The organism is Pantoea nemavictus (assembly GCF_037479095.1).
Taxonomy (GTDB): domain Bacteria; phylum Pseudomonadota; class Gammaproteobacteria; order Enterobacterales; family Enterobacteriaceae; genus Pantoea; species Pantoea nemavictus.
In genome coordinates, this window is sequence record NZ_JBBGZW010000001.1 from 3433726 (window position 1) to 3456153 (window position 22428).

22 protein-coding genes and 1 riboswitch are annotated in these 22428 nt (G+C 57.2%); of the genes, 14 read left to right on the plus strand and 8 right to left on the minus strand.

Going from position 1 to position 22428, the window contains the following annotated elements:
• Window positions 1–142 precede the first annotated feature (142 nt).
• Window positions 143–279: riboswitch (molybdenum cofactor riboswitch) on the plus strand.
• From moaA to WH298_RS15795, 7 genes are all read left to right on the plus strand, one after another.
• Complete coding sequence (gene moaA, locus WH298_RS15765; RefSeq protein ID WP_180823284.1) at window positions 268–1254, plus strand: GTP 3',8-cyclase MoaA; 987 nt, start codon at window positions 268–270, stop codon at window positions 1252–1254. It overlaps the preceding riboswitch by 12 nt.
• A gap of 17 nt (window positions 1255–1271) precedes the next feature.
• A complete protein-coding gene (gene moaB / locus WH298_RS15770) occupies window positions 1272–1787 on the plus strand; it encodes a molybdenum cofactor biosynthesis protein B (protein WP_007890600.1) in 516 nt (171 codons plus the stop codon).
• A gap of 2 nt (window positions 1788–1789) precedes the next feature.
• Window positions 1790–2275, plus strand: a complete 486-nt coding sequence (gene moaC / locus WH298_RS15775; RefSeq protein ID WP_007890599.1) for a cyclic pyranopterin monophosphate synthase MoaC — start codon at window positions 1790–1792, stop codon at window positions 2273–2275.
• Window positions 2268–2513: a molybdopterin synthase sulfur carrier subunit gene (moaD, locus tag WH298_RS15780; RefSeq protein ID WP_180823285.1), complete on the plus strand. Its 246-nt coding sequence runs from the start codon at window positions 2268–2270 to the stop codon at window positions 2511–2513. The genes moaC and moaD overlap by 8 nt, the downstream gene beginning before the upstream one ends.
• A gap of 2 nt (window positions 2514–2515) precedes the next feature.
• The gene (gene moaE / locus WH298_RS15785; RefSeq protein ID WP_049850938.1) at window positions 2516–2968 is read left to right on the plus strand and encodes a molybdopterin synthase catalytic subunit MoaE; all 453 of its coding nucleotides are present in this window, start codon (window positions 2516–2518) and stop codon (window positions 2966–2968) included.
• An 80-nt stretch (window positions 2969–3048) separates the two neighbouring features.
• Complete coding sequence (locus WH298_RS15790) at window positions 3049–4143, plus strand: DUF1615 domain-containing protein (protein WP_180823286.1); 1095 nt, start codon at window positions 3049–3051, stop codon at window positions 4141–4143.
• 59 nt (window positions 4144–4202) lie between these two features.
• Window positions 4203–4910, plus strand: coding sequence for a Bax inhibitor-1/YccA family protein (locus tag WH298_RS15795; protein ID WP_007890595.1), 708 nt, complete (start codon window positions 4203–4205; stop codon window positions 4908–4910).
• Between the two features lie 72 nt (window positions 4911–4982).
• Here WH298_RS15795 and WH298_RS15800 read toward each other — a convergent pair whose 3' ends face one another.
• From WH298_RS15800 to WH298_RS15810, 3 genes are read right to left on the minus strand one after another with little or no spacing between them, the layout of a single operon-like run.
• Window positions 4983–5957, minus strand: coding sequence for a lysylphosphatidylglycerol synthase domain-containing protein (locus WH298_RS15800; protein ID WP_007890594.1), 975 nt, complete (start codon window positions 5955–5957; stop codon window positions 4983–4985).
• Entirely contained in the window at window positions 5957–7201 is a 1245-nt protein-coding gene (gene clsB, locus WH298_RS15805) for a cardiolipin synthase ClsB (RefSeq protein ID WP_180823287.1), read from the minus strand. Before clsB ends, WH298_RS15800 begins: the two co-directional genes overlap by 1 nt.
• Window positions 7198–7959: an endonuclease/exonuclease/phosphatase family protein gene (locus WH298_RS15810; RefSeq protein ID WP_007890592.1), complete on the minus strand. Its 762-nt coding sequence runs from the start codon at window positions 7957–7959 to the stop codon at window positions 7198–7200. The genes clsB and WH298_RS15810 overlap by 4 nt, the downstream gene beginning before the upstream one ends.
• 177 nt (window positions 7960–8136) lie before the next feature.
• Here WH298_RS15810 and WH298_RS15815 point away from each other — a divergent pair, with 177 nt between their 5' ends.
• The 4 genes from WH298_RS15815 to WH298_RS15830 all read left to right on the plus strand — a co-directional run bounded on the left by WH298_RS15815 (window position 8137) and on the right by WH298_RS15830 (window position 12480).
• Window positions 8137–8529 carry a YbhQ family protein gene (locus WH298_RS15815; RefSeq protein WP_007890591.1) on the plus strand — a complete coding sequence of 131 codons (393 nt, stop codon included), beginning with the start codon at window positions 8137–8139 and terminating at the stop codon, window positions 8527–8529.
• A 215-nt stretch (window positions 8530–8744) separates the two neighbouring features.
• On the plus strand, window positions 8745–10136 hold the full coding sequence (gene rhlE, locus WH298_RS15820; protein WP_007890590.1) for an ATP-dependent RNA helicase RhlE: 1392 nt from the start codon (window positions 8745–8747) through the stop codon (window positions 10134–10136).
• 4 nt (window positions 10137–10140) lie between these two features.
• Entirely contained in the window at window positions 10141–11091 is a 951-nt protein-coding gene (gene dusC, locus WH298_RS15825; protein WP_049850941.1) for a tRNA dihydrouridine(16) synthase DusC, read from the plus strand.
• A 183-nt stretch (window positions 11092–11274) separates the two neighbouring features.
• On the plus strand, window positions 11275–12480 hold the full coding sequence (locus WH298_RS15830) for an MFS transporter (RefSeq protein WP_180823288.1): 1206 nt from the start codon (window positions 11275–11277) through the stop codon (window positions 12478–12480).
• On the opposite strand, the gene ppk2 is transcribed toward WH298_RS15830, so the two are convergent.
• Window positions 12477–13397, minus strand: a complete 921-nt coding sequence (gene ppk2, locus WH298_RS15835) for a polyphosphate kinase 2 (protein WP_180823289.1) — start codon at window positions 13395–13397, stop codon at window positions 12477–12479. The genes WH298_RS15830 and ppk2 overlap by 4 nt on opposite strands.
• Before the next feature lie 12 nt (window positions 13398–13409).
• Window positions 13410–15020: an inorganic phosphate transporter gene (locus WH298_RS15840; protein WP_180823290.1), complete on the minus strand. Its 1611-nt coding sequence runs from the start codon at window positions 15018–15020 to the stop codon at window positions 13410–13412.
• 165 nt (window positions 15021–15185) lie between these two features.
• Here WH298_RS15840 and WH298_RS15845 point away from each other — a divergent pair, with 165 nt between their 5' ends.
• The gene (locus WH298_RS15845; protein WP_049850944.1) at window positions 15186–16211 is read left to right on the plus strand and encodes a transporter; all 1026 of its coding nucleotides are present in this window, start codon (window positions 15186–15188) and stop codon (window positions 16209–16211) included.
• A 785-nt stretch (window positions 16212–16996) separates the two neighbouring features.
• On the opposite strand, the gene WH298_RS15850 is transcribed toward WH298_RS15845, so the two are convergent.
• Together WH298_RS15850 and WH298_RS15855 are read right to left on the minus strand one after the other, a co-directional pair.
• Window positions 16997–18049, minus strand: a complete 1053-nt coding sequence (locus WH298_RS15850; protein WP_049850945.1) for a L,D-transpeptidase family protein — start codon at window positions 18047–18049, stop codon at window positions 16997–16999.
• A 196-nt stretch (window positions 18050–18245) separates the two neighbouring features.
• Window positions 18246–20060: a glycoside hydrolase family 15 protein gene (locus tag WH298_RS15855; RefSeq protein ID WP_007887860.1), complete on the minus strand. Its 1815-nt coding sequence runs from the start codon at window positions 20058–20060 to the stop codon at window positions 18246–18248.
• Window positions 20061–20177: 117 nt separating this feature from the next.
• Between WH298_RS15855 and WH298_RS15860 the strand changes: the two genes are divergently transcribed.
• Entirely contained in the window at window positions 20178–20954 is a 777-nt protein-coding gene (locus WH298_RS15860; RefSeq protein ID WP_007887857.1) for an SDR family oxidoreductase, read from the plus strand.
• Here WH298_RS15860 and WH298_RS15865 read toward each other — a convergent pair whose 3' ends face one another.
• Complete coding sequence (locus WH298_RS15865; protein WP_007887855.1) at window positions 20955–21530, minus strand: DedA family protein; 576 nt, start codon at window positions 21528–21530, stop codon at window positions 20955–20957. It abuts the gene before it with no gap.
• Window positions 21531–21695: 165 nt separating this feature from the next.
• On the opposite strand from WH298_RS15865, the gene WH298_RS15870 reads away from it, so the two are divergent.
• The gene (locus tag WH298_RS15870) at window positions 21696–22283 is read left to right on the plus strand and encodes a Yip1 family protein (protein WP_007887853.1); all 588 of its coding nucleotides are present in this window, start codon (window positions 21696–21698) and stop codon (window positions 22281–22283) included.
• Window positions 22284–22428 lie beyond the last annotated feature (145 nt).

Consider the following 22428-nt stretch of genomic DNA (forward strand, 5'->3'; position numbering starts at 1 on the left):
CATCAATATCTGTGAGATATTTTACCGTATCCTGTCGCGAAAATGCGGTGAAAATACGTTATGTATCAATATATATAGCGAAATTCACTGATGGATGCTAATCGCTAATCGCGCTACCATTCGTTTTAACCGTGTTGTCCACAATGACAACAAACTCCCAAGCCTGGTTTCCTAAGTCGTTAATGATATGGAATGCAGGCCGCAGCCTTGAGCTGCCAGGGTGCAGAAAGAAATGACTGCATCTCCCGACTTTGGAAAGGTGTTCAGGTGCCACAATTTACAGATGCCTACGCGCGCAGCTTTTACTATCTGCGCCTGTCGGTCACGGATGTGTGTAACTTCCGTTGTACCTACTGCTTGCCGAACGGCTACAAGCCGAACGGAACGCACAACAAGAGCTTTCTCTCGCTGGATGAGATTCGTCGCGTGACGCGTGCCTTTGCGGCCGCGGGCACCGAAAAAGTGCGTCTGACCGGCGGCGAGCCCTCCATGCGCCGTGATTTTATCGACATTATCGCGGCAGTGCGCGAAAACGACGCCATCCGCCAGATTGCGATGACCACCAACGGTTACCGCATGGCGCGCGATGTACGTGCCTGGCGCGCAGCCGGCCTCACCCATATTAACGTCAGCGTCGATAGCCTCGATGCGCGCCAGTTTCACGCCATAACCGGACAGGACAAATTTGCCGAGGTGATGGCGGGAATTGATGCCGCTTTTGATGCCGGTTTCGAGAAAGTGAAAGTCAACAGCGTGCTGATGCGTGATGTGAACAGCCATAGCCTCAGCACCTTCCTTGAATGGCTGCGCCTGCGGCCGATTCAACTACGCTTTATCGAGCTAATGGAAACCGGCGATGGCAGCGATCTGTTTCGCCGTCATCACATCTCTGGTGAAGTGATTCGCGATCAGCTGATCATGCAGGGCTGGCAGCGCCAGCCACGTGGCCGCAGCGACGGTCCGGCGCAGGTGTTTCGTCATCCCGATTATCAGGGCGAAGTGGGCCTGATTATGCCGTACGAGAAAGATTTCTGCGCCAGCTGCAACCGCCTGCGCGTTTCGGCGCTGGGCAACCTGCATCTGTGTCTGTTCGGCGATGGCGGCGTGTCGCTACGCGATCTGCTGGCGTCTGACGATCAGCAAGCGGAGTTGCAGGCGCGCATTGCGCACAGCCTTGGGCAGAAAAAGCAGACGCATTTCCTGCATCAGGGCAATACCGGCATCACGCAAAACCTCTCCTTTATTGGTGGCTAAACACAGGAGTTACGGCCATGGGTAAACCTTCCGGCGAATTTGTCGCCTTAAATGTGGCGGTGATGACCGTCTCTGACAGCCGCGATGCCAGCAATGACACCTCCGGCGATTTCCTGCGTGAAGCCCTGGCAGAAGCCGGGCATCAGGTGGTGGACCGCGCGCTGGTGCCGGACAACCGCTATCGCATTCGCGCCACGGTATCGCGCTGGATCGCCAGCGACGATGTGCAGGTGGTGATCGTCAATGGCGGCACCGGTTTTAACAGCAAAAACAGCACGCCTGAAGCCTTGCTGCCGCTGTTTGATCGCGAAATCGAAGGCTTTGGTGAGCTGTTTCGCATGATCTCCTATGAAGAGATTGGCAGCTCGACGTTGCAGTCGCGTGCTGTCGCCGGTTTGGCCAATCAGACGTTGATTTTTGCCGTGCCGGGATCGACCAACGCCTGCCGCAGCGGCTGGGAACGCATTATTGAAGATCAGCTGGATGCGCGTACGCGTCCGTGTAATTTTGTCTCTCATTTGAAGAAGTTGTAAGCATGTCATCCTTAACGCATATCAATGCCGCTGGCGAAGCCCACATGGTGGATGTCTCTGGCAAAACCGAAACGGTGCGTGAAGCCCAAGCCGAAGCGCTGGTGCTGATGAGCGCCGAAACGCTGCAGATGATTATCGACGGCAGCCACCACAAAGGTGACGTGTTCGCCACCGCACGTATCGCCGGCATTCAGGCGGCGAAACGTACCTGGGAACTGATTCCGCTGTGCCATCCGCTGATGTTGAGCAAAGTGGAAGTGACCTTAATTGCCGAACCGGAACACAACCGCGTGCGGGTTACCTCGCTTTGCCGCCTGAGCGGGAAAACCGGCGTCGAAATGGAAGCGTTGACCGCAGCGTCCGTTGCGGCGCTCACAATCTATGACATGTGCAAAGCGGTGCAGAAGGATATCGTCATTGACCAACTGCGTTTGTTGAGCAAAAGCGGCGGAAAATCCGGTGATTTCAAGGTGGTGAGCCATGATTAAGGTGCTGTTTTTTGCCCAGGTACGTGAATTAACCGGCACCAGCGCACTGGAGCTGGCGCCAGAATACGCCGATGTTGCCACGCTGCGTGCGGCGTTAGCCGGGAAGGGCGATCGCTGGGCGCTGGCGCTGGAATCGGGAAAATTGCTGGCCGCAGTCAATCAAACGCTGGTGCCAATGAGTCATCCGCTGCGTGCGGGTGATGAAGTGGCGTTCTTCCCACCGGTTACCGGAGGCTGATGATGGAGACGCGGATTCGGGTGGGTACAGCACCTTTTAACGTCGGTGAGGAGTATGAAAAACTCTCGGCTGATGACAGCGATGGCGCGGTGGTGACCTTCACCGGTAAAGTGCGCAATCACAATCTCGGCGACGCTGTGGCGGCGCTGACGTTGGAACACTATCCCGGCATGACGGAGAAAGCGCTGGCGGAAATCGTCACGGAGGCACGTCAGCGTTGGGCGCTACAGCAGGTGACGGTAATTCACCGTGTCGGCGAACTGTTTCCCGGCGATGAAATCGTGTTTGTCGGCGTCAGCAGCGCCCATCGCGGCAACGCCTTCGCCGCCACCGAGTTCATCATGGATTACCTGAAAACCCGCGCGCCGTTCTGGAAGCGGGAAGCCACCGCAGAAGGTGATCGTTGGGTAGATGCCCGCGATAGCGATCATCAAGCCGCCGAGCGCTGGAGCTAGCGCGCAAAATCCTCCCGCTCCGATAGCGGCAGGCCACTGAAAACGTTAAGGTACGGTTTTTGTTGGCGTCAGGGAGCAGGATGAAAACCACGAAGATGTTAAAAGGCGCAGCATTGCTGGCTGCGCTAGTGCTGGCCGGTTGTAGCAGCAAAAAAGAGCCGCAGGCGCCGGCGCGTCAGCCCGCCGATGTCAAAAGCCAGATCCAGCAGTTGTTACCCAGCGACGTGAAACAAAAATCAGCCTGGGCCGACGATATCTATACCGCATTCCGCGTGCAGCAGATCGATGCCAGCGCCAGCAATATCTGCGCGGTGATTGCCGTCACCGACCAGGAATCTAACTTCAGCGCTGACGCGGAAGTGCCGGGGCTACCTAAAATCGCCTGGGGCGAAATCGATCGCCGCGCCGCGAAGGTGCATGTGCCGGCATTTCTGGTGCGTACCGCGCTGCTGATCAAATCGCCGAACGGTGAAAGCTATGCGGCGCGGCTGGATAAGGTGCGCAGCGAAAAAGAGCTGAGCGCCATCTTCGATGATTTTATCGATATGGTGCCGATGGGGCAGAAGCTGTTTGGTAACCTCAACCCGATTCATACCGGCGGCCCGATGCAGGTCAGCATTGAGTTTGCCGAAGCGCATGCGAAAGGTTATCCGTATGCAGTGGACGGATCGATTCGTCGCGAAGTGTTCACGCGACGCGGAGGCATCTACTTCGGTACGCTGCATTTACTGGGCTATCCGGCCGATTACAGTCAGCCGCTGTATCGCTTCGCAGACTTCAACGCTGGCTGGTACGCTAGCCGTAATGCCGCTTTCCAGGCCGCGATCGCCCGCGCCAGCGGCATTAAACTGGCACTGGATGGCGATCTGATCGTCTATGGCAGCGAGCAAGCCGGTTCTACCGAACTGGCGGTGCGCAGCCTGAGTAAACAATTGGATATGAGCAATCGCGAAATCCGCCGCGATCTGGAGAAGGGTGATAGCGCCGACTTCGCCAGCAGCACGCTGTGGAAACAGACGTTTATTCTCGCCGACAAGATGGCCGGAAAACGTGTGCCGCGTGAGATGCTGCCGGGTATCAAACTGGAAAGTCCAAAAATCACCCGTAACCTGACCACTGCCTGGTTTGCCCAACGTGTTAACAGCCGCTATCAACAGTGCTTGACGCGCCGTTGACGCAAACGGGTGTACACTCCAAACTTACAGAGTTTGTCTAACATTTAATGAGGCGCTTCATGGATCGATATCCACGTAATGATTCAATCGTGCAGCAGGCATCCACCTCGCTGCAGACCTACATGGCGCAGGTGTATGGCTGGATGACCTGCGGCTTGCTGCTCACCGCGTTTGTTTCGTGGTTTGCGGCCCGCACACCTGCAGTAATGGAACTGGTGTTTGCCAACCGCATCACCTTCTTCGGCCTGATCATCGCCCAGCTAGCGGTGGTGTTTGTGCTGTCGGGCATGGTGCATCGTCTGAGCGGGGCGGTCGCCACCGCACTGTTTATGCTTTATTCGGCGCTGACCGGCTTAACCATGGCGAGTATTTTCCTCGTCTACACCTATTCATCCATTGCCAGCACTTTCTTTGTAACGGCCGGAATGTTCGGGGCAATGAGCTTCTACGGCTACACCACTAAGCGCGACCTGAGCCGCTTTGGCAGCCTGCTGTTTATGGCGCTGATTGGTATTCTGCTGGCGTCACTGGTGAACTTCTGGCTGAAAAGCCCGGCGTTGATGTGGGCGATTACCTATATCGGCGTGGTGGTGTTTGTGGGTTTAACCGCCTATGACACGCAGAAGCTGAAAGCGATTGGCGAGAACATCAATGTGAACGACAAAGAGAACCTGCGTCGCACCTCAATTATGGGCGCGTTAACGCTGTATCTCGACTTCATCAACCTGTTCCTGATGCTGTTACGCATCTTCGGCAACCGCCGTTAAACCTCGCATATCTTCGTAGGGTCGCCATTCATGGCGACCAGGTCGGCATCAATGCCGACCCTACGATGATCTTTAACGCGAAACCGATTTCTCCATCTTCTGCTCATTCTTCTGCCGCAAATGCTTCGCGCGACTCTCCAGCCACAAATAGAGCACCAGCGCCACCAGCAAGGGGAGGATGAAATAGAGCACGCGATAGGCCAGCAGCGCCGCGATAATGGTGCCGTGAGAAGCATGTTGCCCACTTAGCAGCGCCAGGAAAACCGCTTCGAGCACGCCAATCCCGGCCGGAATATGAATAATCACCCCGGCGATGCTGCTGATTAACAGCACGCCCAGCACGATGGGGTAATCCACCTGGCGCGCCAGCAGCAGCCAGATAATCATCCCCATCACCATCCAGTTGGCGCAGGATACCGCAAACTGGAACAGCGCCATGCGCAGTGAAGGCAGCTGCAGATGCTGGCCTTTCACCGTCCAGCGCCGCTTCTTCGAGAAAGCACAGGCCCACAAATAGATGGCGACTACCACCAATAACGCCGCACCAATGATGCGCAGCGTGGTTTCACCGATGAACCAACCGGAAGGGATTGGCACCATGCCGGCCGAAAATACCACGCCGGCCAGTAAAATGTAGCCAAGCCAGTTGGTGGCGATGCTCAACGAGAAGATGCGCGTGATGGTGTTGCCGGGTAAGCCAAGCCGGGAATAAAGCCGATAGCGCATTGCCACGCCGCCAACCCAGGTACTGAGCGTCAGGTTGAAGGCATAGCAGATAAACGACACCAGCATTACCTGACGCTTTGCCAGCTTATGGCCGCAGTAGGCGCGGCCAATCAAATCGTACAATCCGTAGGTCAGATAACTCACCACCACCAGCGCGGCAGCGCTGAGCACCACGTAACGGTTGTAGCCGACGATGACGGTGTAAACATCTTCCCAGTTCACCTTGCGCGCATAGACCACCAGCAGCACGATTACCGCGATAAAAAACAGCCAGGTGAGGATTTTCTTCGCCAATTGCCAGCGCGGATTCTTTTTCGACATTAGGGTTTTGCTCCTGGATTGTCAGTTTCGACCCGATCCTGCGTTTCCATTTCGGGTTGGACGGGCGGAGCAACCTGTGACAGGCGCGGCGTATGTGCAGGCAGCCAACCGGCGATGGCCGGAAAGTGGCGTAAAAAGTGGAACACAATGATGCCTTTAGTGAGCTGCCACCAGTTGCGCGGCGGCAGCTTGTCATCGTCTACCCGCACGCAATCGTGTTGCAACAGCAGTTCAAGATTTTCACGCAACGTCTGATTGAAGGCGCGATCGTGAACCATCAAATTCGCTTCCAGGTTGAGCGATAAGCTCAGTGGATCGAGGTTGCTCGATCCCACCGTTGACCACTGTTCATCTTGCACCGCGATTTTACCGTGCAGCGGGCGGCGGCAATATTCATACACCTCTACGCCGCCATCGACCAGGTAGTTGTACAGCAGCTCAGCGCCCACTTTAACGATCGGCATGTCGGGTTCGCCTTGCACAATCAGCCTGACGCGCACGCCGCGTTGGGCCGCGCTGCGCATCTCACGCAGCAGGCGATAGCCCGGGAAGAAGTAGGCGTTGGCAATAATCACATCCTTCTTCGCCTTGCGCAGCATGGCGAGATAATGCTGCTCGATATCGTCGCGGTGCTCATCGTTATCGCGATAGACAAACAGCACCTGCGCCTCGCCAGGCATGGCGTTGACCGCCGGACGATGCGATCGCCCGCCCCACCAGCGCCGCGTGTGCTGTTCGCTGCCCATCTGCTGCTGAACATATTGCGTGATATCCAGCACCACCGGACCTTTCACTTCCACCGCATAATCCTGCTTGGACTGCGCGCCGTAATCGGTGTTGTGTTCGGCAGAGAAGTTAATGCCACCCACGAAGGCGATCACCTCATCGATCACCACAATTTTGCGATGCAGGCGGCGGAACACATTGGTACGCATGCCGAGCACCAGCGGACGGGGATCGTAATAGATAAAGCGCACACCCGCCGCCGTCAGGCTATCGACAAACCTGTCCGACAAATCCGGTGAGCCGTAGCCATCCACCATCACTTCAATTTTCACGCCGCGCTGGGCTGCCTGCAGCAAGGCTTCATGCAGATCGGTTCCGACTTCATCCTCGAACAGGATAAAGGTTTCCAGCAGCAGCGTGCGCTCGGCCCGCTGAATAGCGCCTAAAACGCGCGGAAAAAATTGGTCACCATTTTCTAACAGACGGAGCTGATTACCGTCGCGCCAACTAAAACTCATAAGAAAATCTCCACCGCTAACGGCGCGTGATCGGACAGGTGGGACCAGGGTTTCACCGGTAACGCCCAAGGCTTGCTCACCGTAGCGTTACGGATGTAGATACGATCGAGCCTGAGCAGGGGGAAACGGGCCGGAAAGGTGCGAGCGGGGCGGCCGTTTTTCATGCTGAACACTTCTTCCAGCCCAGCAGCACGCTTGAGAAAACGATTCGCGCGCACCTGCCAGTCGTTAAAATCACCGGCTACCACCAGCGGCGCATCCGGCGGCAGCGCATCAATGATGTCGCACATCATCTTCATCTGCGCCTGACGATGCTTCTCTTTCAACCCCAGATGCACGCAAAACACATGCAGCGGCTCGGCACGATCCGGCAGACGGATTTGGCAGTGCAACATGCCGCGTTTCTCTGTTCCGGCGACAGAAATGTCGCGGTTTTCATATTCAATAATCGGGAAACGTGACAATATCGCGTTCCCATGGTGTCCCTCGGGATAAACGGCGTTTCGGCCATAGGCAAAATCGTCCCACATGGTATCGGCCAGAAACTCATAATGTGAGGTTTCCGGCCAGTTTTCGATGTGCAGCGAATGGATAGCGTGGGTGCCCATCACCTCTTGCAGGAAGACAATATCCGCTGATGTTGCGCGGACAGCGTCGCGCAATTCCGGCAGGATAAAGCGACGATTAAAGCTGGTGAACCCCTTGTGGGTATTGATCGTCAGGACTTTAAATGAAAATCCTTGCTTATTTTGTGGCATACTGCGACGCGCTCCTTTTCATCATCAACAGCACAAAGTGTAGTCTTTGTCACAAATGAAGGGTGTTAAGGGCAGAAAATTAGGGCGTAATCCGAAATTTGCTTTACATTGAGGACGTTCGTCTGGCCTCCAGCCAGATACACTTGGGCGACCTGTTGGGTCTGCCAGGAGAAGAGAATGAAATGGTCTAATCGTGTTCAGATTGTTACCGGACAAACCTGTTTGCACATTGCAATGCACCTGTTGGTGATTGCCGCATTGGTTTGGGGCTGGAAACATAGGGCGCTGGTTGAAGTGAGCAGTACCCTGGTGGCAGCTTATGCGGTGGTATTTATTACCATGCTGGTCATGCAGCGTAGTGCCCGTTTACGTAGAATGGGTGATTCCCTCGAAGAGGTGACCACCACTTACTACTTTGGCGCAGCGATGTTAACGCTGTTCCTGATCTCCCGCTTTATCCACAACAACCTGCTGATTGGTATCCTCGGCGTGGTGATGTTAGTCGGACCGGCGCTGGTTTCGCTGCTGGCAAAAGAGCCGGTGCAGCGCATCGAGAAGAAGCGCAGTTGATCGATTGATGTCCGCAGCGATGCGGGCCAGACGAAGAGGAGCCGCATGCGGCTCCTTTTTTTATGGATGCTGTCAACGCGGAAAGCTGCTAAACTCGCGCCCTTACGCATGGTAGTTTGTGCCCTTTTCACACGTGAGCCCCGCGCTTGCGTCATATCCCTCCTGAAAACTACACCGCTAACGGCGGTCAGGACGGTTCGGAGTAATACACCTGCATGTCATTTGACTCTCTCGGCTTAAGTGCCGATATTTTGCGTGCGGTAGCAGAACAAGGCTACCAAGAGCCGACGCCGATTCAGCGTCAGGCGATTCCTGTGGTGCTGGCTGGTCGTGACCTGCTGGCGAGCGCCCAAACCGGTACGGGTAAAACCGCCGGCTTTACGCTGCCGTTGCTGCAGCGTCTCACGGCGAAACCGTCCACGGCGCGTGGCCGTCGTCCGGTACGTGCGTTGATTCTCACCCCGACCCGCGAGCTGGCGGCTCAGGTTGGCGAGAACGTGCGCGAATACAGCCAATATCTGGATATCCGTTCGCTGGTGGTTTTCGGCGGCGTGAGCATCAACCCGCAGATGATGAAACTGCGCGGCGGCGTTGACGTGCTGGTGGCGACACCGGGCCGTCTGCTCGATCTGGCGCATCAGAATGCGGTCGATCTGTCGCAGGTCGAAATCCTCGTGCTGGATGAAGCGGATCGTATGCTCGATATGGGCTTCATCCATGACATCCGTCGCGTGCTGGCACGTCTGCCCGCCAAGCGTCAGAACCTGCTGTTCTCCGCGACTTTCTCTGACGAGATCAAAACCCTGGCGGAAAAACTGCTCACCAACCCAGAGCAGGTTGAAGTGGCGCGTCGCAACACCGCGTCTGAGCAGGTTTCACAACAGGTCCATTTTGTTGATAAGAAGCGCAAGCGGGAACTGCTGTCGCTGATGATTGGTCGTGATAACTGGCAGCAAGTGCTGGTGTTCACCCGTACCAAACACGGCGCCAACCACCTGGCTGAGCAGCTGAATAAAGACGGCATTACCGCCGCCGCTATCCACGGTAATAAGAGCCAGGGTGCACGTACCCGCGCATTGGCTGACTTCAAATCCGGCGGCATTCGCGTGTTGGTGGCAACCGACATCGCGGCGCGCGGCCTCGACATCGAAGAGCTGCCGCACGTAGTGAACTACGAGCTGCCGAACGTGGCGGAAGACTATGTGCACCGTATTGGTCGTACCGGTCGTGCAGCCGCTACCGGCGCTGCACTGTCGCTGGTGTGCGTGGATGAACACAAACTGCTGCGCGATATCGAGCGTCTGCTGAAGCGTGAAATCCCGCGTATCGAGCTGCCAGGTTTCGAAGTCGATCCAAGCATCAAAGCCGAGCCGATTCAGAACGGTCGTCAGCAGCAGGGCGGCGGTCGTGGTCAGGGCCAGGGACGTGGTCAAGGCCAGGGTCGCGGTCAGGGCGGCAACGTCTCGCGTCCGCACAGCGGCAATGCGCCACGTCCGCAGGGTGAAGCGCGTTCAGCGCGTCGTCCAGCGCAGGGCGCGAGCCAGGCTGCGCCAGCGGCGAACAGCGGTCGTCGTCGTCCGGCACCGAAGAAAACCGGGAACGCCTAACGCTATGAGGGTTTTGCTGGCGCCGATGGAGGGCGTGCTCGATTCGCTGGTGCGTGAGCTGCTCTCTGGGGTGAATGATTATGACTTATGCGTGACCGAGTTTTTGCGCGTGGTCGATCAGCTGCTGCCGGTAAAATCCTTCTATCGTTTGTGTCCTGAGCTGCATAACCACAGCCGCACGCCGTCAGGCACGCGCGTTCGTATGCAACTGCTTGGGCAATATCCTGAGTGGCTGGCGGAGAACGCCGCGCGCGCGGTGGAACTCGGTTCCTGGGGCGTTGACCTCAACTGCGGTTGTCCGTCGAAGCTGGTGAACGGCAGCGGCGGCGGCGCCACCTTGTTGAAAGATCCCGAACTGATCTATCGCGGTGCGAAAGCGATGCGTGAAGCGGTGCCGGATCATCTGCCGGTGACGGTGAAGGTGCGCTTAGGCTGGGATTCCGGCGATCGTCGCTTTGAAATCGCCGATGCCGTGCAGCAAGCCGGTGCCAGTGAGTTAGTGGTGCACGGCCGTACCAAAGAAGATGGCTATCGCGCCGAAAGTATTAACTGGCAGGCGATTGGCGAAATTCGCCAGCGTCTGCGCATTCCGGTAATTGCCAACGGTGAAATCTGGAACTGGCAGGACGCACAGGATTGCATGCGCATTACCGGCTGTGACGCGGTGATGATTGGACGCGGTGCGCTCAACGTGCCGAATCTGGCGCGCGTGGTGAAGTACAACGAAGCGCCGATGGCATGGCCTGACGTTGTCGCTTTGCTGCTGAAGTACACCCAGCTGGAGAAGCAGGGCGATACCGGCATGTATCATGTGGCACGCATCAAGCAGTGGCTGGGCTATCTGCGCAAGGCGTATCACGAAGCCGATGGCTTATTCAGTGAAGTCCGCACCCTCAAAGTCTCCGCCGAGATCGCCACGGCGATTGAGCGGCATGCGTCGGCAATTGCCGTTTAACTCACATTATGCACATTTCGTAGCGGCGCAATTTATTGCGCGATAAATCGCGCCGCTACGAAATGTGCGTTCATTATTTCCTGAACCTGATTAAAACTTTATAACTAAAAAATCCGCGATCTATTAGCAGGCTAAGGTTATAGTGACGACTCAATTTCGCCACCGTTCCCGACGCCACCTTCCATGTCTGACGCCGCTGTACTGAGTAACGCTCAGTTAAATAAACGTATTCTCTCCGTCATTGTCTTTACCTTCTTTTGCTACCTTTCGGTGGGGTTGCCGCTCGCGGTGCTGCCGGGATTTGTGCATAACCAGCTTGGATTCAGCTCATTCATCGCCGGATTAATCATCAGTCTGCAATACTTCGCCACGCTACTCAGTCGCCCGCACTCCGGTCGTCTGGCGGATCGCTTTGGTCCAAAGCGCGTGGTGATGATGGGATTGGTGTTCTGCGGTATGAGCGGCGTGTTGTCGATTATCGCCGCCCTGTGCAGCGATGTGCCGATGCTGAGCCTGGCGCTGCTGGCGGCGGGGCGGCTGTTCCTCGGCGTGGGCGAAAGCTTCAGCAGCACCGGCTCCACGTTGTGGGGTATGAATATTGTCGGCCCGCTGCAAACCGCGCGCGTCATCTCGTGGAACGGCGTTGCCACCTATTTCGCCATGGCGATCGGTGCGCCGCTCGGCGTGCTGCTTAATCAGTGGTTCGGCATCAGCGGCTTTGCCGGTTTGGTGGCGATCATGGGCGTTGCGGGCTTCTGGATGGCGAGCCGCAAAGCGGGCGTCAACGTCACCGCGGGCGTGCGTATTCCGTTTCATCGCGTGGTCAGCCGCGTGTGGATGTTTGGTCTGGCGCTGGGATTTGGCACCATCGGTTTCGGCGTCATCTCCACCTTTATCACCCTCTATTTTGCCAGTCGCGACTGGAGCGGGGCGGCGTTCGCGCTCACCTTGTTCAGCCTCGGTTTTGTGATCGTGCGCCTCGGTTTTGGTCGCTACATCACCCGTTTTGGTGGCCTGAAAGTGGCGCTGGTGTCGTTCGTACTGGAGTGCGCCGGATTACTGCTGATTTGGCAAGCCGATAGCGTGTGGCTGGTAGATTTAGGGGCATTCCTCACCGGCGGCGGTTTCTCGCTGGTGTTCCCGGCGCTCGGCGTCGAAGCGGTGAAACGGGTGCAGCAGCAGGATCAAGGTTCGGCGCTTGGCACCTATTCAGCCTTTCTCGATTTAGGGCTGGGATTAACCGGGCCGGTAGCGGGTTTATTGATTGGACATTGGGGCATGCAGTCGGTCTATCTGGCGGCGGCGCTGATGGTGCTGGGCGCGTTTGCTCTGACGCTGCGTCTGCAACTGCAGCACGGCCGCCAGGCAGCCGTGCAAACGAGTTATTAATATTTTTCGGGCACCACCATGTGCTCGGGCACCGGCGCGCGACGATAGTCTTCAGAACGTTCGCGCGTCGGTAACATAATCGGTTTGGCTTCACTCTCTTCGTACGGCATTTGCTGCAGCAGATGGCTGATGCAGTTGAGGCGCGCGCGCTTCTTATCCACGCCCTGTACCACCCACCACGGCGCTTCGGCAATGTTGGTGCGCTCCAGCATCTCCTCTTTCGCCTCGGTGTAATCTTCCCAGCGGCGACGGCTTTCGAGATCCATGGGGCTCAGTTTCCACTGTTTGAGTGGATCGTGGATGCGGCTAAGGAAGCGCAGCTCCTGCTCTTCATCGGTAATGGAGAACCAATATTTGATGATCTGGATGCCGCTGCGCGTCAGCATTTTTTCGAACTCGGGCACGCTGCGGTAAAACTCCTCTACTTCATTTTCATTGCAGAATCCCATTACGCGCTCAACGCCCGCACGGTTGTACCAGCTGCGGTCAAACATCACGATCTCACCGGCGGCGGGCAGGTGGGCAATATAGCGCTGAAAATACCATTGGGTTTTTTCACGATCGTTGGGCGCGGGCAGGGCGGCCACGCGGCAGGTGCGCGGATTGAGGCGCTGGGTGATACGTTTGATCACGCCGCCTTTGCCCGCCGCATCGCGGCCTTCAAACAGAATCACCACGCGATGACCGGTACGCATCACCCAATCCTGTAGCTTCACCAGCTCGCCCTGCAGATGCAGCAGTTCGCGGAAATAGCGGCGACGGAACGCCTTGTCGCTATCGTCCTGTGGCGCAGCGCTATCGTTAAAACGCAGGTCATCCAGCTCCATCTCCAGCTCTTCGTCGTAGCTGTCGTAAAACTCCTGCAGCAGACGCTGGTTAAAGGTCTCGCTGTGGAAGCTGTTGTCGTGTGTCGCCATCATTTTCTCCCATTACAGGTGGATAAACAGGGCGTAAAGCAGCCCCGAAAGTAACACGGAAACCGGCAGCGTCAGCACCCATGCCATCGCCAGATTGCGGAGGGTCGAGAGTTGCAGGCCTGAACGGTTGGCGGCCATTGATCCGGCGACGCCCGAAGAGAGCACATGGGTGGTGGAGACCGGCAGGCCAAACGCGTCGGCCGCGCCGATGGTGGCCATCGCCACCAGCTCGGCGCTGGCACCCTGCGCGTAGGTCAGGTGGGTTTTGCCAATGCGCTCACCCACGGTGACCACAATACGGCGCCAGCCGACCATGGTGCCGAGGCCCAGCGCAATCGCCACCACCACTTTCACCCACATCGGGATAAAGCGCGTGGCAGCATCCAGCTCTTTCTTTACCGCCGCCAGGTTGCGCGCGGTCTCTTCCGGCAGCGCGATCTTGGCCGTTTGCAGATGCTTAATGGTTTCGGAGGCCAGATACATGTCGTTGCGCGTGTTGGTCACCGCCTGCGCCGGGATGTTCTCCACCGCGCCATAGCGGCGAATCTGCTCACCGATATCGCCCAGCATCATGCCGAGCGCGGGCAGTACCTGCGGACGGTTTTGGCTGGTGCGCACGAATTCGGTCAGTACCCCGCGCGGGGCGGGCATCGCGGCGGGCGCCGGTTGCAGCGTCAGCAGTTGCTGTTCGGTTACCTGCGTTAAGGCGGCGACGCGTGGAATTTGCTCCGGCGGCAGCGAGCGGTTCAGGGCGTAGGCAATCGGCATGGTGCCGACCAGAATCAGCATGATTAAGCCCATGCCTTTCTGCCCGTCATTCGAGCCGTGCGCAAACGAGACGCCGGTGCAAGTGAGAATCAGCAAACCGCGAATCCATACCGGCGGTGGCTGATTGCCTTTGGGTGCTTCATACAGTTGGCGATTGCGGATAAACGCTTTCATCGCCAGCAGCAGCAATCCGGCGCAGATAAAGCCGACCACCGGCGACAGCAGCAGCGCGTAGCCCACTTTAATCGCCTGATCCCAATCGACCCCGCTGGTGCCGCTGCGGCCATGCAGCAAGGCGTTCGCCACGCCCACGCCGATGATCGAACCGATCAGCGTATGGGATGACGAAGCCGGCAAGCCAAAATACCAGGTGCCCAGGTTCCAGATAATTGCCGAGAACAGCAGGGCGTAAACCATGGCAAAGCCGTGGCCGCTGCCCGCTTGCAGAATCAGCTCGACTGGCAGCAGCGAAATAATGCCGAATGCCACCACGCCGCTGGAAAGCAGCACGCCAAGAAAGTTACAGAAACCCGACCACATCACCGCCACGCCGGGTGACAGCGAATGGGTATAAATCACCGTAGCGACGGCGTTGGCGGTATCGTGGAAACCGTTCACAAACTCAAAGCCGAGCGCGATGATCAGCGCGACGCCAAGCAGCAGGAACGGCGTATAGCTGGTGACCGGTGCGCCGGTCTCTTCAACGTCATTAAACAGATTGATGCCGGCATACAGCAGGCCGGCAATCAGCAATAGGACAAAGATCAGACGTGAAGCCGGACCGTTGCCGCGGTTAAGGTTCGGGCGTCCGCTGTGGGACGAGGAAGTTGATGCAGGGAAACTGTTTTCAGCCATAAAACACCTCGGTGTTAAATCACGATGCTCGAACGGCACCCTTTGACTTCCAGTGTGATACGGGGTTTGTATGACAGAATGATGATGGCGAACCAACGGTGTCATCTTGCTGCAACATCCCTGTCGCACGCTGTGGATCTGACCGCTCTGGAATAACCTGCTGCTATGCTCCAGCCCGTTTTACCGCTTGCCTCGCTGCCGGACTTCAATAACGAAGTGGCCGGACTGATTCATGGTTATCTGTTTACGCCTGAGTCGCCGCCACAGCGACTGAATGCGCGCGAAGCCGCTCAACTGGCGCAGCAACAGCTGCCAGCGTCATACTTTATCTGGCTGCACATCAACCTTAATCACGCGCGCGCTGAACGCTGGGTTCAGGACCACTTTGGCGTAGACCACGACTTTTTCGATGAGATACATTCGGCTTCACCGCGCACCCGTTTAGCACATCAAAACGACGCGCTGCTGGCGGTGCTCAATGACGTCACCTTCAGCAAAGAGGAGCGCAGCACGCAGAACGCCACGCTGTGGATGTGGTGCTGCCCGCATGTGGTGGTAACCGCACGTTTTCGCCCGGTTGGCATGATCGAACGCATGCATCAGCAGATCGACCGCCTGCAGTTTGCCGACTCTGACGCGATGCTATTGTGGCTGCTCGGTGAGCAGGAAGCCCAGCTCGAGCAGGTGGTGCGTCGCTCCAGCCAGGCGGTGGATGCGATTGAAGAGCGTTTGCTCAGTGCGGCGATCAAAACCAATCGCCGCGAACTGGGGCAGCTGCGCCGCATGCTGCTGCGCGTGCAGCGCCTGCTGGCGCCGGAACCGGCGGCACTGTTTCGTCTGCTAAATCGACCGCCTAAATGGCTGAAGCGCGAACCGCTGGGTGAGCTGCGTATTTTCACCGAAGAGTTCAGCGTGGCGCTGAATGATTTGGCCAGTTTGATGGAGCGCATTCGCCTGCTGCAGGAGGAGATTGCCGCGCGCCTGATGGAACAGAGCAACCGCACGCTGTTTTTACTGACGGTGATTACCGTGCTGGCGCTGCCGATCAATATCGTGGCAGGCTTTTTTGGTATGAACGTCGGCGGCATTCCGCTGGCCAATAATCCGCACGGCTTTCTGCTGCTGGTGCTGGTGGTGCTGGCATTTACGCTGGTGGCCGGCTGGCTGGCATTTCGGCGACCGCGTGATTGAGCGCTTAAGCACGCGTCAAGCAGTGAATTGGCATCGCAGGGGTTCCGCCCGCTAAGCATCCGGCAGTTTCAGAATGAGTGAAGCCGGCGGCCGGGCTAAGGTCCGAAGGCGCGGACCTTAGCAATCCGCGCCTGCGCCGTCCTCGCTGTTCCCTCGCTTATCACTCCGGCCTGACGGACCGCGCGGATTCGCCATCCCTGGCTCATGCCGCGCTTTCGCCGACGTCGTGTCGGCTCATCCTGGCCGTCACTCTGCGCTCGGCGCTGCGGATAGCGCCCAACCGTCGCCTGTCATTACCGTATCTGGTTTGAAATTTTGCTGGCTGAAGATTTAGGGCTACCTGGTCGCCATGAATGGCGACCTTACAGGCGTTACAGCGATGATAATTCAGGGATAGGCATTGCTGCTACAGCGCAGGTGTTGAGGCGACATCCCAACCCGCTGAGCGAGTGAGGGATTCCAGGGCGAGCCGCAGGGATGCGGCGAGAGGCGGCGCTGAGCAGGAGCGAATCGCCGCCGGTCCGTCAGGAATCGTGAGGGAGTGAAGGCACCGCGAAGCGGCGGGATGGGCTGGCGCAGGGCCCGGGAGTGAAGAGGGCGTGGCCCAGACGCCCTCTTCTCGGTCGCCGCACGGCATAGCTGAAACTACCCCAGCCGATGGCGAACGAAATTCGCTCCGTACAAACGAAAGTAACTGATTAGCATTAGCCATTTATGGCGACCAGGCTTATCGCACGCACAAAAAAGCCAGCCCGCAGGCTGGCTTATTACATCTCAAAACAGACTTACAGGCTGGTAGCCGGCTGAGCAGCTGGCGCTGCACCATTGATACCCTGCGGCGTCATTGGCTCTTCTTTCGGCAAGGCGTCAGAAGATTCCTGTACCGGCACCGGTGCTGGCTGAACGTCGCCGGCTGGACCGTTGATTTTGATCGGCATACCGTTACGCGCCTGGATAGCGTTGTTCACTGCATCCTGGTTAGTGCTGGCATCGGCAATCACTTTGGTCACGGCAGAAGTCAGATTGATTGGCACCAATTCACGTGAGTTGAACTGCTCTTCCGTGGTCGACAGCGGGTTGTGAACTTCCACATAGCGCGAACCATCTGGCTCAACCGTGGCTTTCACCGGCTGGTCGATGAACTGGACGCGCGTGCCAACAGGCACGTTGTCGAACAGCCATTTAATGTCATCAGAACGCAGACGCACACAGCCGTGGCTCACGCGCAGACCAATACCGAAGTTGGCGTTGGTGCCGTGGATCGCATACAGGCGGCCGATATACAGCGCGTGCAGACCCATCGGGTTATCAGGACCGGCTGGGAACACGGCGGGGATGCTCTCGCCGCGTGCGGCATATTCGGCATGCATCGCTTTGGTTGGCGTCCAGGTCGGGCCATCTTTCTTACGCTCAACCTTGGTGGTCCAGTTCATTGGCGTGTCTTTACCCAACTCGCCGATGCCGATTGGCAACACAACCACGGTCTTAGTGCCTTTCGGGTAGTAATAAAGACGCATTTCAGCACTGTTGATGATGATACCTTCACGCGGCGCGTCAGGCAGAATCAGCTGCTGAGGGATGATCATTTTAGTGCCAGCTTTCGGCAGATAAACGTCAACGCCCGGATTGGCTTCCAGCATGTTGCTGAGACCCATCTGATACTGTGCGGCAAAGGCTTCCAGCGGAAGTTTGCTGTCATCAGGAACAGTGATTTCGATATTTTCGCCGATCAGACGGCTGTTAGCCGGCGGCAGCGGATACACAACTGCAAATGCCGACTGGCTGAACGCCGCCAGTGCGAGGGCGAGTGAAGCGAACGCGCGAATGCTCATTTTCATGTTTTTCAAGTCGTTATGGCCATGTTTCAGGCTTGTCAGTGTGTCGAATCCATCGTGGTCAGTATGACCCGCTGCGCATTATATGTGCATTGGCACAGTGATGGAAATCAGGATTTTTGCTTGCTGCGGAAACTTTACGCAAATCCTTGTCTTTACCATACAATTCTCTTGGATCCGTAGCCCAAAATGTGAATTTTTAGGGCTGCCACAGGGTAACTTCATTACTCAATTTACGATTGAGGAAAAAAGCGGCACTGATTAACGCCAGATGCGTTAACGCCTGCGGCATGTTGCCCAAGGCATTACCGTGCGGAGTAAATTCCTCCGCATACAAGCCGAGCGGATTGGCATAGCTCAGCAGCTTTTCAAACTCAAAATGCGCTTCGCTTACCCGCCCGGCACGCGCCAGGCACTCCACGTACCAGAATGAGCAGGCGGCAAACGAGCCTTCTCCTCCCTTTAAAGCATCGGCAGGCGTCTCGTGAATGTTATAGCGCCGCACTAAGCCATCGCTCACCAGGTGCGTTTTTATCGCGTCCAGCGTGGAGATCCAGTCAGGATCGGTCGAGCTGACAAAGCGCACCAGCGGCATCAGTAGCATCGATGCATCAAGGAAATCTCCGCCACGCGTGGCGGTGAAATGGCCCAGCTCGGGGTTCCAGAAATTTTGCCAGATATCATCGCGAATCTCGCTGCGCACCCGATCCCAGCGATCGTACGGCATCGGTAGCGAGCGCTTCAAACCGAGGCGCAGTGCACGATCGAGCGCCACCCAGCACATCAAACGCGAATGCAGAAAATGCTCGGGTTCGCCGCGCATCTCCCAAATCCCGGCATCGGGCTGATTCCAGTTCACGCAGACGTAGTCGATCATATCGGAGACGTACTTCCAGCCGCGATGCGAAATCGCTTCGCCATATTTGTTGGCGAGATAGATGGCATCCATTAGCTCGCCGTAGATATCGAGTTGGGTCTGGCGCCAGGCGTCATTGCCGATGCGCACCGGGCGTGAATTGGCGTAGCCGGACAGATTCAGCAACTCGGTTTCGTGCAGCTCGGTGCCGCTATCAAGGCGATACATCACCTGCAGATGCGGCGTATCGTCATGGCTGTGTTCGACGCAGCGGCCAACCCATTTGGTAAAGTCGCGCGCTTCTTCGGTGTAACCGAGGCGCATCAGCGCGTACATGCTGAATGAGGCATCGCGGATCCACGAGGCGCGATAATCCCAGTTGCGCTCGCCGCCCAGCTCCTCCGGCAAGCCAAAGGTGGCGGCGGCGGCAATGGAACCGTGCTGATGGGAGGTCAGCAGCTTGAGCGCCAGCGCGGAACGCGTCACCATCTCTTGCCAGCGGCCGCGATAGGAGCTGTGGCTGCTCCAGCGGCGCCAGTACGCGAGCGTGTCGCGGAAACACTGTTCGGTGGCGATCTCGGCTACGTGGGGATCGTCATCGTTGCCAAAAACAAACTCGGCCGATTCACCGGCTTTAAGGGTGAATTCCGCCACTGCGCTGTGATTTTCGCGCGTCATCACCACCGTGGCGCTCAGGCGCAAGCTCGGTTGACCGGCGGCAAGGAAGGCGATGCCACCGGGTCGCAGTTCGGTGGTGGTTTCCGCGCGCGCATAGTCGTGGCGCGGTGCGCACAGCAGATGAAACTTCGCTGTGCCGCGCACCATTTTCACGCGGCGCACCAAACGCGGCGCTTTGTTGTGTTCATCGCAGATCGGCATGTAATCGGTAATCTCGGCTACACCTGAATCGTCGAGCCAGCGGGTTTGCAAAATATTGGTATCGGGCAAGTAGAGTTGCTGCTGGCGGGCATGTTTCCAGTCAGGCGCGATTGAAAAAAGTCCGGCTTCATCGCTGTCGAGCAGCGCGGCGAAAACCGATGGGCTATCCAGCTCCGGCCAGCAAAGGTAGTCGATGGTGCCGTCGTTGGCGATCAATGCGCAGGTGCGTAAATCACCAATCACGCCGTGGTCGTCTATTCTGCGTTTAATCTCGCTCATCTTGCCCCCTTTGCCGTATGTAATTGTTAACTATAGACGAAACGGCAGTTTCGGCGGCCCGGAGGCACAGAAGGATAACTTCTATACTGTAAAGACACCCTCAATCAGGAGAATGTTATGCCTTCAGGAAAACAGAAAGTCGCCGTGGTTACCGCTTCCGATTCCGGCATTGGCCGCAGCTGTGCCGTGATGCTGGCAGAAGCGGGTTATACGCTGGGGATCACCTGGCGCTCGGATGAAGAGGGCGCGCAGGAAACCGCACGCATGGTGGAGAGCCGTGGACAGCTGGCGCAGGTGCGGCAGCTCGATCTCTCCGACCCGCAAGCCGGTGGCCAGCAGCTGGCGCAGCTGATTAATTCGCTTGGACGTATCGACGTGCTGGTCAATAACGCCGGTGTGATGACCAAAGCCGATTTTCTCGATGTCACCTTTGAGGATTGGCGCAAGGTGTTTGATGTGGATGTCGATGGTGCGTTTGTCTGCGGGCAGATTGCTGCGCGCCATATGGTCGACCAGGGCGATGGTGGACGCATCATCAACATCACCTCGGTGCATGAACATACGCCGCTGCCGGATGCCACCGCCTATACCGCCGCGAAACATGCGCTGGGTGGCTTGACTAAATCTATGGCGCTGAGCTTACTGCCGCACCATATTCTGGTGAATGCGGTGGCGCCGGGCGCGATTGCCACGGCGATGAATGATATGAAAGATGACCAGCAAGGGCGTCGTATGCCGGAAATCCCGATTGGGCGTCCCGGCGATACGCGTGAAGTGGCGAGTTTAGTGGCGTGGCTCTGTTCGGAGTGGGCAACCTATACCACCGGACAATCGTTTATTGTCGACGGTGGTTTTATGCTGGCGAATCCGCAGTTTAAAGGTTATCACGCATAGTTAACCGGCGCGGCGGTGGTTCCAGTGGCGAATAATGTAGCGCAGCACGATGCCGAAAATCACCGCCGCCGCCAGCCACAATACCGGCTTGAGATGCTGATCGATTTTATGCAGCCACGGCGCGACAATCTGTCCGGCAAAGTAGCCGAGCGAAACAAAAATCAGCGCCCATAGCGCCGCACCAATCACATTCAGAATGAAAAAGCGCAGCGGTTTCAGGCGGCTGGTGCCAATGATGATCGGCCCCACAATACGGAAGCCGTACATAAAGCGCACGCCTATCACGAATAAGCTCGGATGCTTTTGAATCAGGCGCTTGGCTTTGCCGATGGTTTCCTGATGCTTACTGAAGCGCCGCAAAATGCGCGTGCCATAACGACGTCCCAGCCAAAACAGCAGCTGATCGCCAATAATGCCGCCGATCATCGCCGCCAGCACCACACCGCTAAAGTGCAATAATCCCTCATGTGCCGCAACACCGCCCAATAGCGTGAACGTTTCTCCTTCGGCAATACAGCCAATCAGCAGCGCCAGATAGCCATACTGGCTAATTAATCCATTGATATCGAGATGCAAATTATCCTCCCTGCCAAGATTGAAATCGCTATTAGTGTATACCAACGGCTTAATTTGCGTGGCTCCCCGCAAAAATGGCGGCGACGATTATACTTGAGAGACGCTGCCTGCGTTGACGAGGTCTTTTGCTTTAGGGGCAGCCCATGGCATTAGAGGAGTAAACGTATGAATCATGTCTGGGGTTTACTGGCGCATCCGGGTCAGGAAATGCGCGATATCAAACAGGAAAATGAGAGCGTTTCGCACCACTACACCCACCATGTTTTGCTCATGGCGGCGATCCCGGTGATCTGCGCCTTCATTGGCACGACGCAGCTGGGCTGGAATCTGGGCGAAGGGCAGTTCGTACAACTCAACATGCTGACCGGTATCGGTCTGGGCATTCTGTTCTATCTGATTATTCTCGGCGGCGTGGCGGTGATGGGCCGCGTGATCCACTGGATGGCGCGTAATTACCCGCAGCGCCCAAGTCTGCAGCGTTGTACGGTGTTTGCCGGCTATGTGGCGACACCGCTGTTTCTCAGCGGGCTAGTGGCGCTCTATCCGCTGGTGTGGCTGTGTGTGCTGGTGGGCGCGATCGCACTGGTATACACCGGTTATCTGCTGTATGTCGGCATTCCGGTGTTCCTGAGTATCGACCGCGATGAGAGCCTGCGTTTCTCCGGTTCAACATTGGCGATTGGCGTGCTGGTGTTTGAGGTGCTGCTGGCGCTGACGGTAATTCTGTGGGGCTATGGTCCACGGTTGTTTTAGTGGTAGCCGGGTCGCCATGAATGGCGACCTTACAACACCTCTCCCGTAGGGTCGCCATTCATGGCGACCTTTTTAACGCCCGGAAACAATCTCGTTAAGAAATTTCTCAGGGAAGTGCGTATGATATCGCAGCCAGCCCGCATCC

Coding starts and splice junctions, on each gene's coding strand:
- moaB (WP_007890600.1), top strand. CDS start 1,272: ATGGGTAAACCTTCCGGCGAATTTGTCGCCTTAAATGTGGCGGTGATG.
- moaC (WP_007890599.1), top strand. CDS start 1,790: ATGTCATCCTTAACGCATATCAATGCCGCTGGCGAAGCCCACATGGTG.
- moaD (WP_180823285.1), top strand. CDS start 2,268: ATGATTAAGGTGCTGTTTTTTGCCCAGGTACGTGAATTAACCGGCACC.
- moaE (WP_049850938.1), top strand. CDS start 2,516: ATGGAGACGCGGATTCGGGTGGGTACAGCACCTTTTAACGTCGGTGAG.
- WH298_RS15790 (WP_180823286.1), top strand. CDS start 3,049: ATGAAAACCACGAAGATGTTAAAAGGCGCAGCATTGCTGGCTGCGCTA.
- WH298_RS15795 (WP_007890595.1), top strand. CDS start 4,203: ATGGATCGATATCCACGTAATGATTCAATCGTGCAGCAGGCATCCACC.
- WH298_RS15800 (WP_007890594.1), bottom strand. CDS start 5,957: ATGTCGAAAAAGAATCCGCGCTGGCAATTGGCGAAGAAAATCCTCACC.
- clsB (WP_180823287.1), bottom strand. CDS start 7,201: ATGAGTTTTAGTTGGCGCGACGGTAATCAGCTCCGTCTGTTAGAAAAT.
- WH298_RS15810 (WP_007890592.1), bottom strand. CDS start 7,959: ATGCCACAAAATAAGCAAGGATTTTCATTTAAAGTCCTGACGATCAAT.
- WH298_RS15815 (WP_007890591.1), top strand. CDS start 8,137: ATGAAATGGTCTAATCGTGTTCAGATTGTTACCGGACAAACCTGTTTG.
- rhlE (WP_007890590.1), top strand. CDS start 8,745: ATGTCATTTGACTCTCTCGGCTTAAGTGCCGATATTTTGCGTGCGGTA.
- dusC (WP_049850941.1), top strand. CDS start 10,141: ATGAGGGTTTTGCTGGCGCCGATGGAGGGCGTGCTCGATTCGCTGGTG.
- WH298_RS15830 (WP_180823288.1), top strand. CDS start 11,275: ATGTCTGACGCCGCTGTACTGAGTAACGCTCAGTTAAATAAACGTATT.
- ppk2 (WP_180823289.1), bottom strand. CDS start 13,397: ATGGCGACACACGACAACAGCTTCCACAGCGAGACCTTTAACCAGCGT.
- WH298_RS15840 (WP_180823290.1), bottom strand. CDS start 15,020: ATGGCTGAAAACAGTTTCCCTGCATCAACTTCCTCGTCCCACAGCGGA.
- WH298_RS15845 (WP_049850944.1), top strand. CDS start 15,186: ATGCTCCAGCCCGTTTTACCGCTTGCCTCGCTGCCGGACTTCAATAAC.
- WH298_RS15850 (WP_049850945.1), bottom strand. CDS start 18,049: ATGAAAATGAGCATTCGCGCGTTCGCTTCACTCGCCCTCGCACTGGCG.
- WH298_RS15855 (WP_007887860.1), bottom strand. CDS start 20,060: ATGAGCGAGATTAAACGCAGAATAGACGACCACGGCGTGATTGGTGAT.
- WH298_RS15860 (WP_007887857.1), top strand. CDS start 20,178: ATGCCTTCAGGAAAACAGAAAGTCGCCGTGGTTACCGCTTCCGATTCC.
- WH298_RS15870 (WP_007887853.1), top strand. CDS start 21,696: ATGAATCATGTCTGGGGTTTACTGGCGCATCCGGGTCAGGAAATGCGC.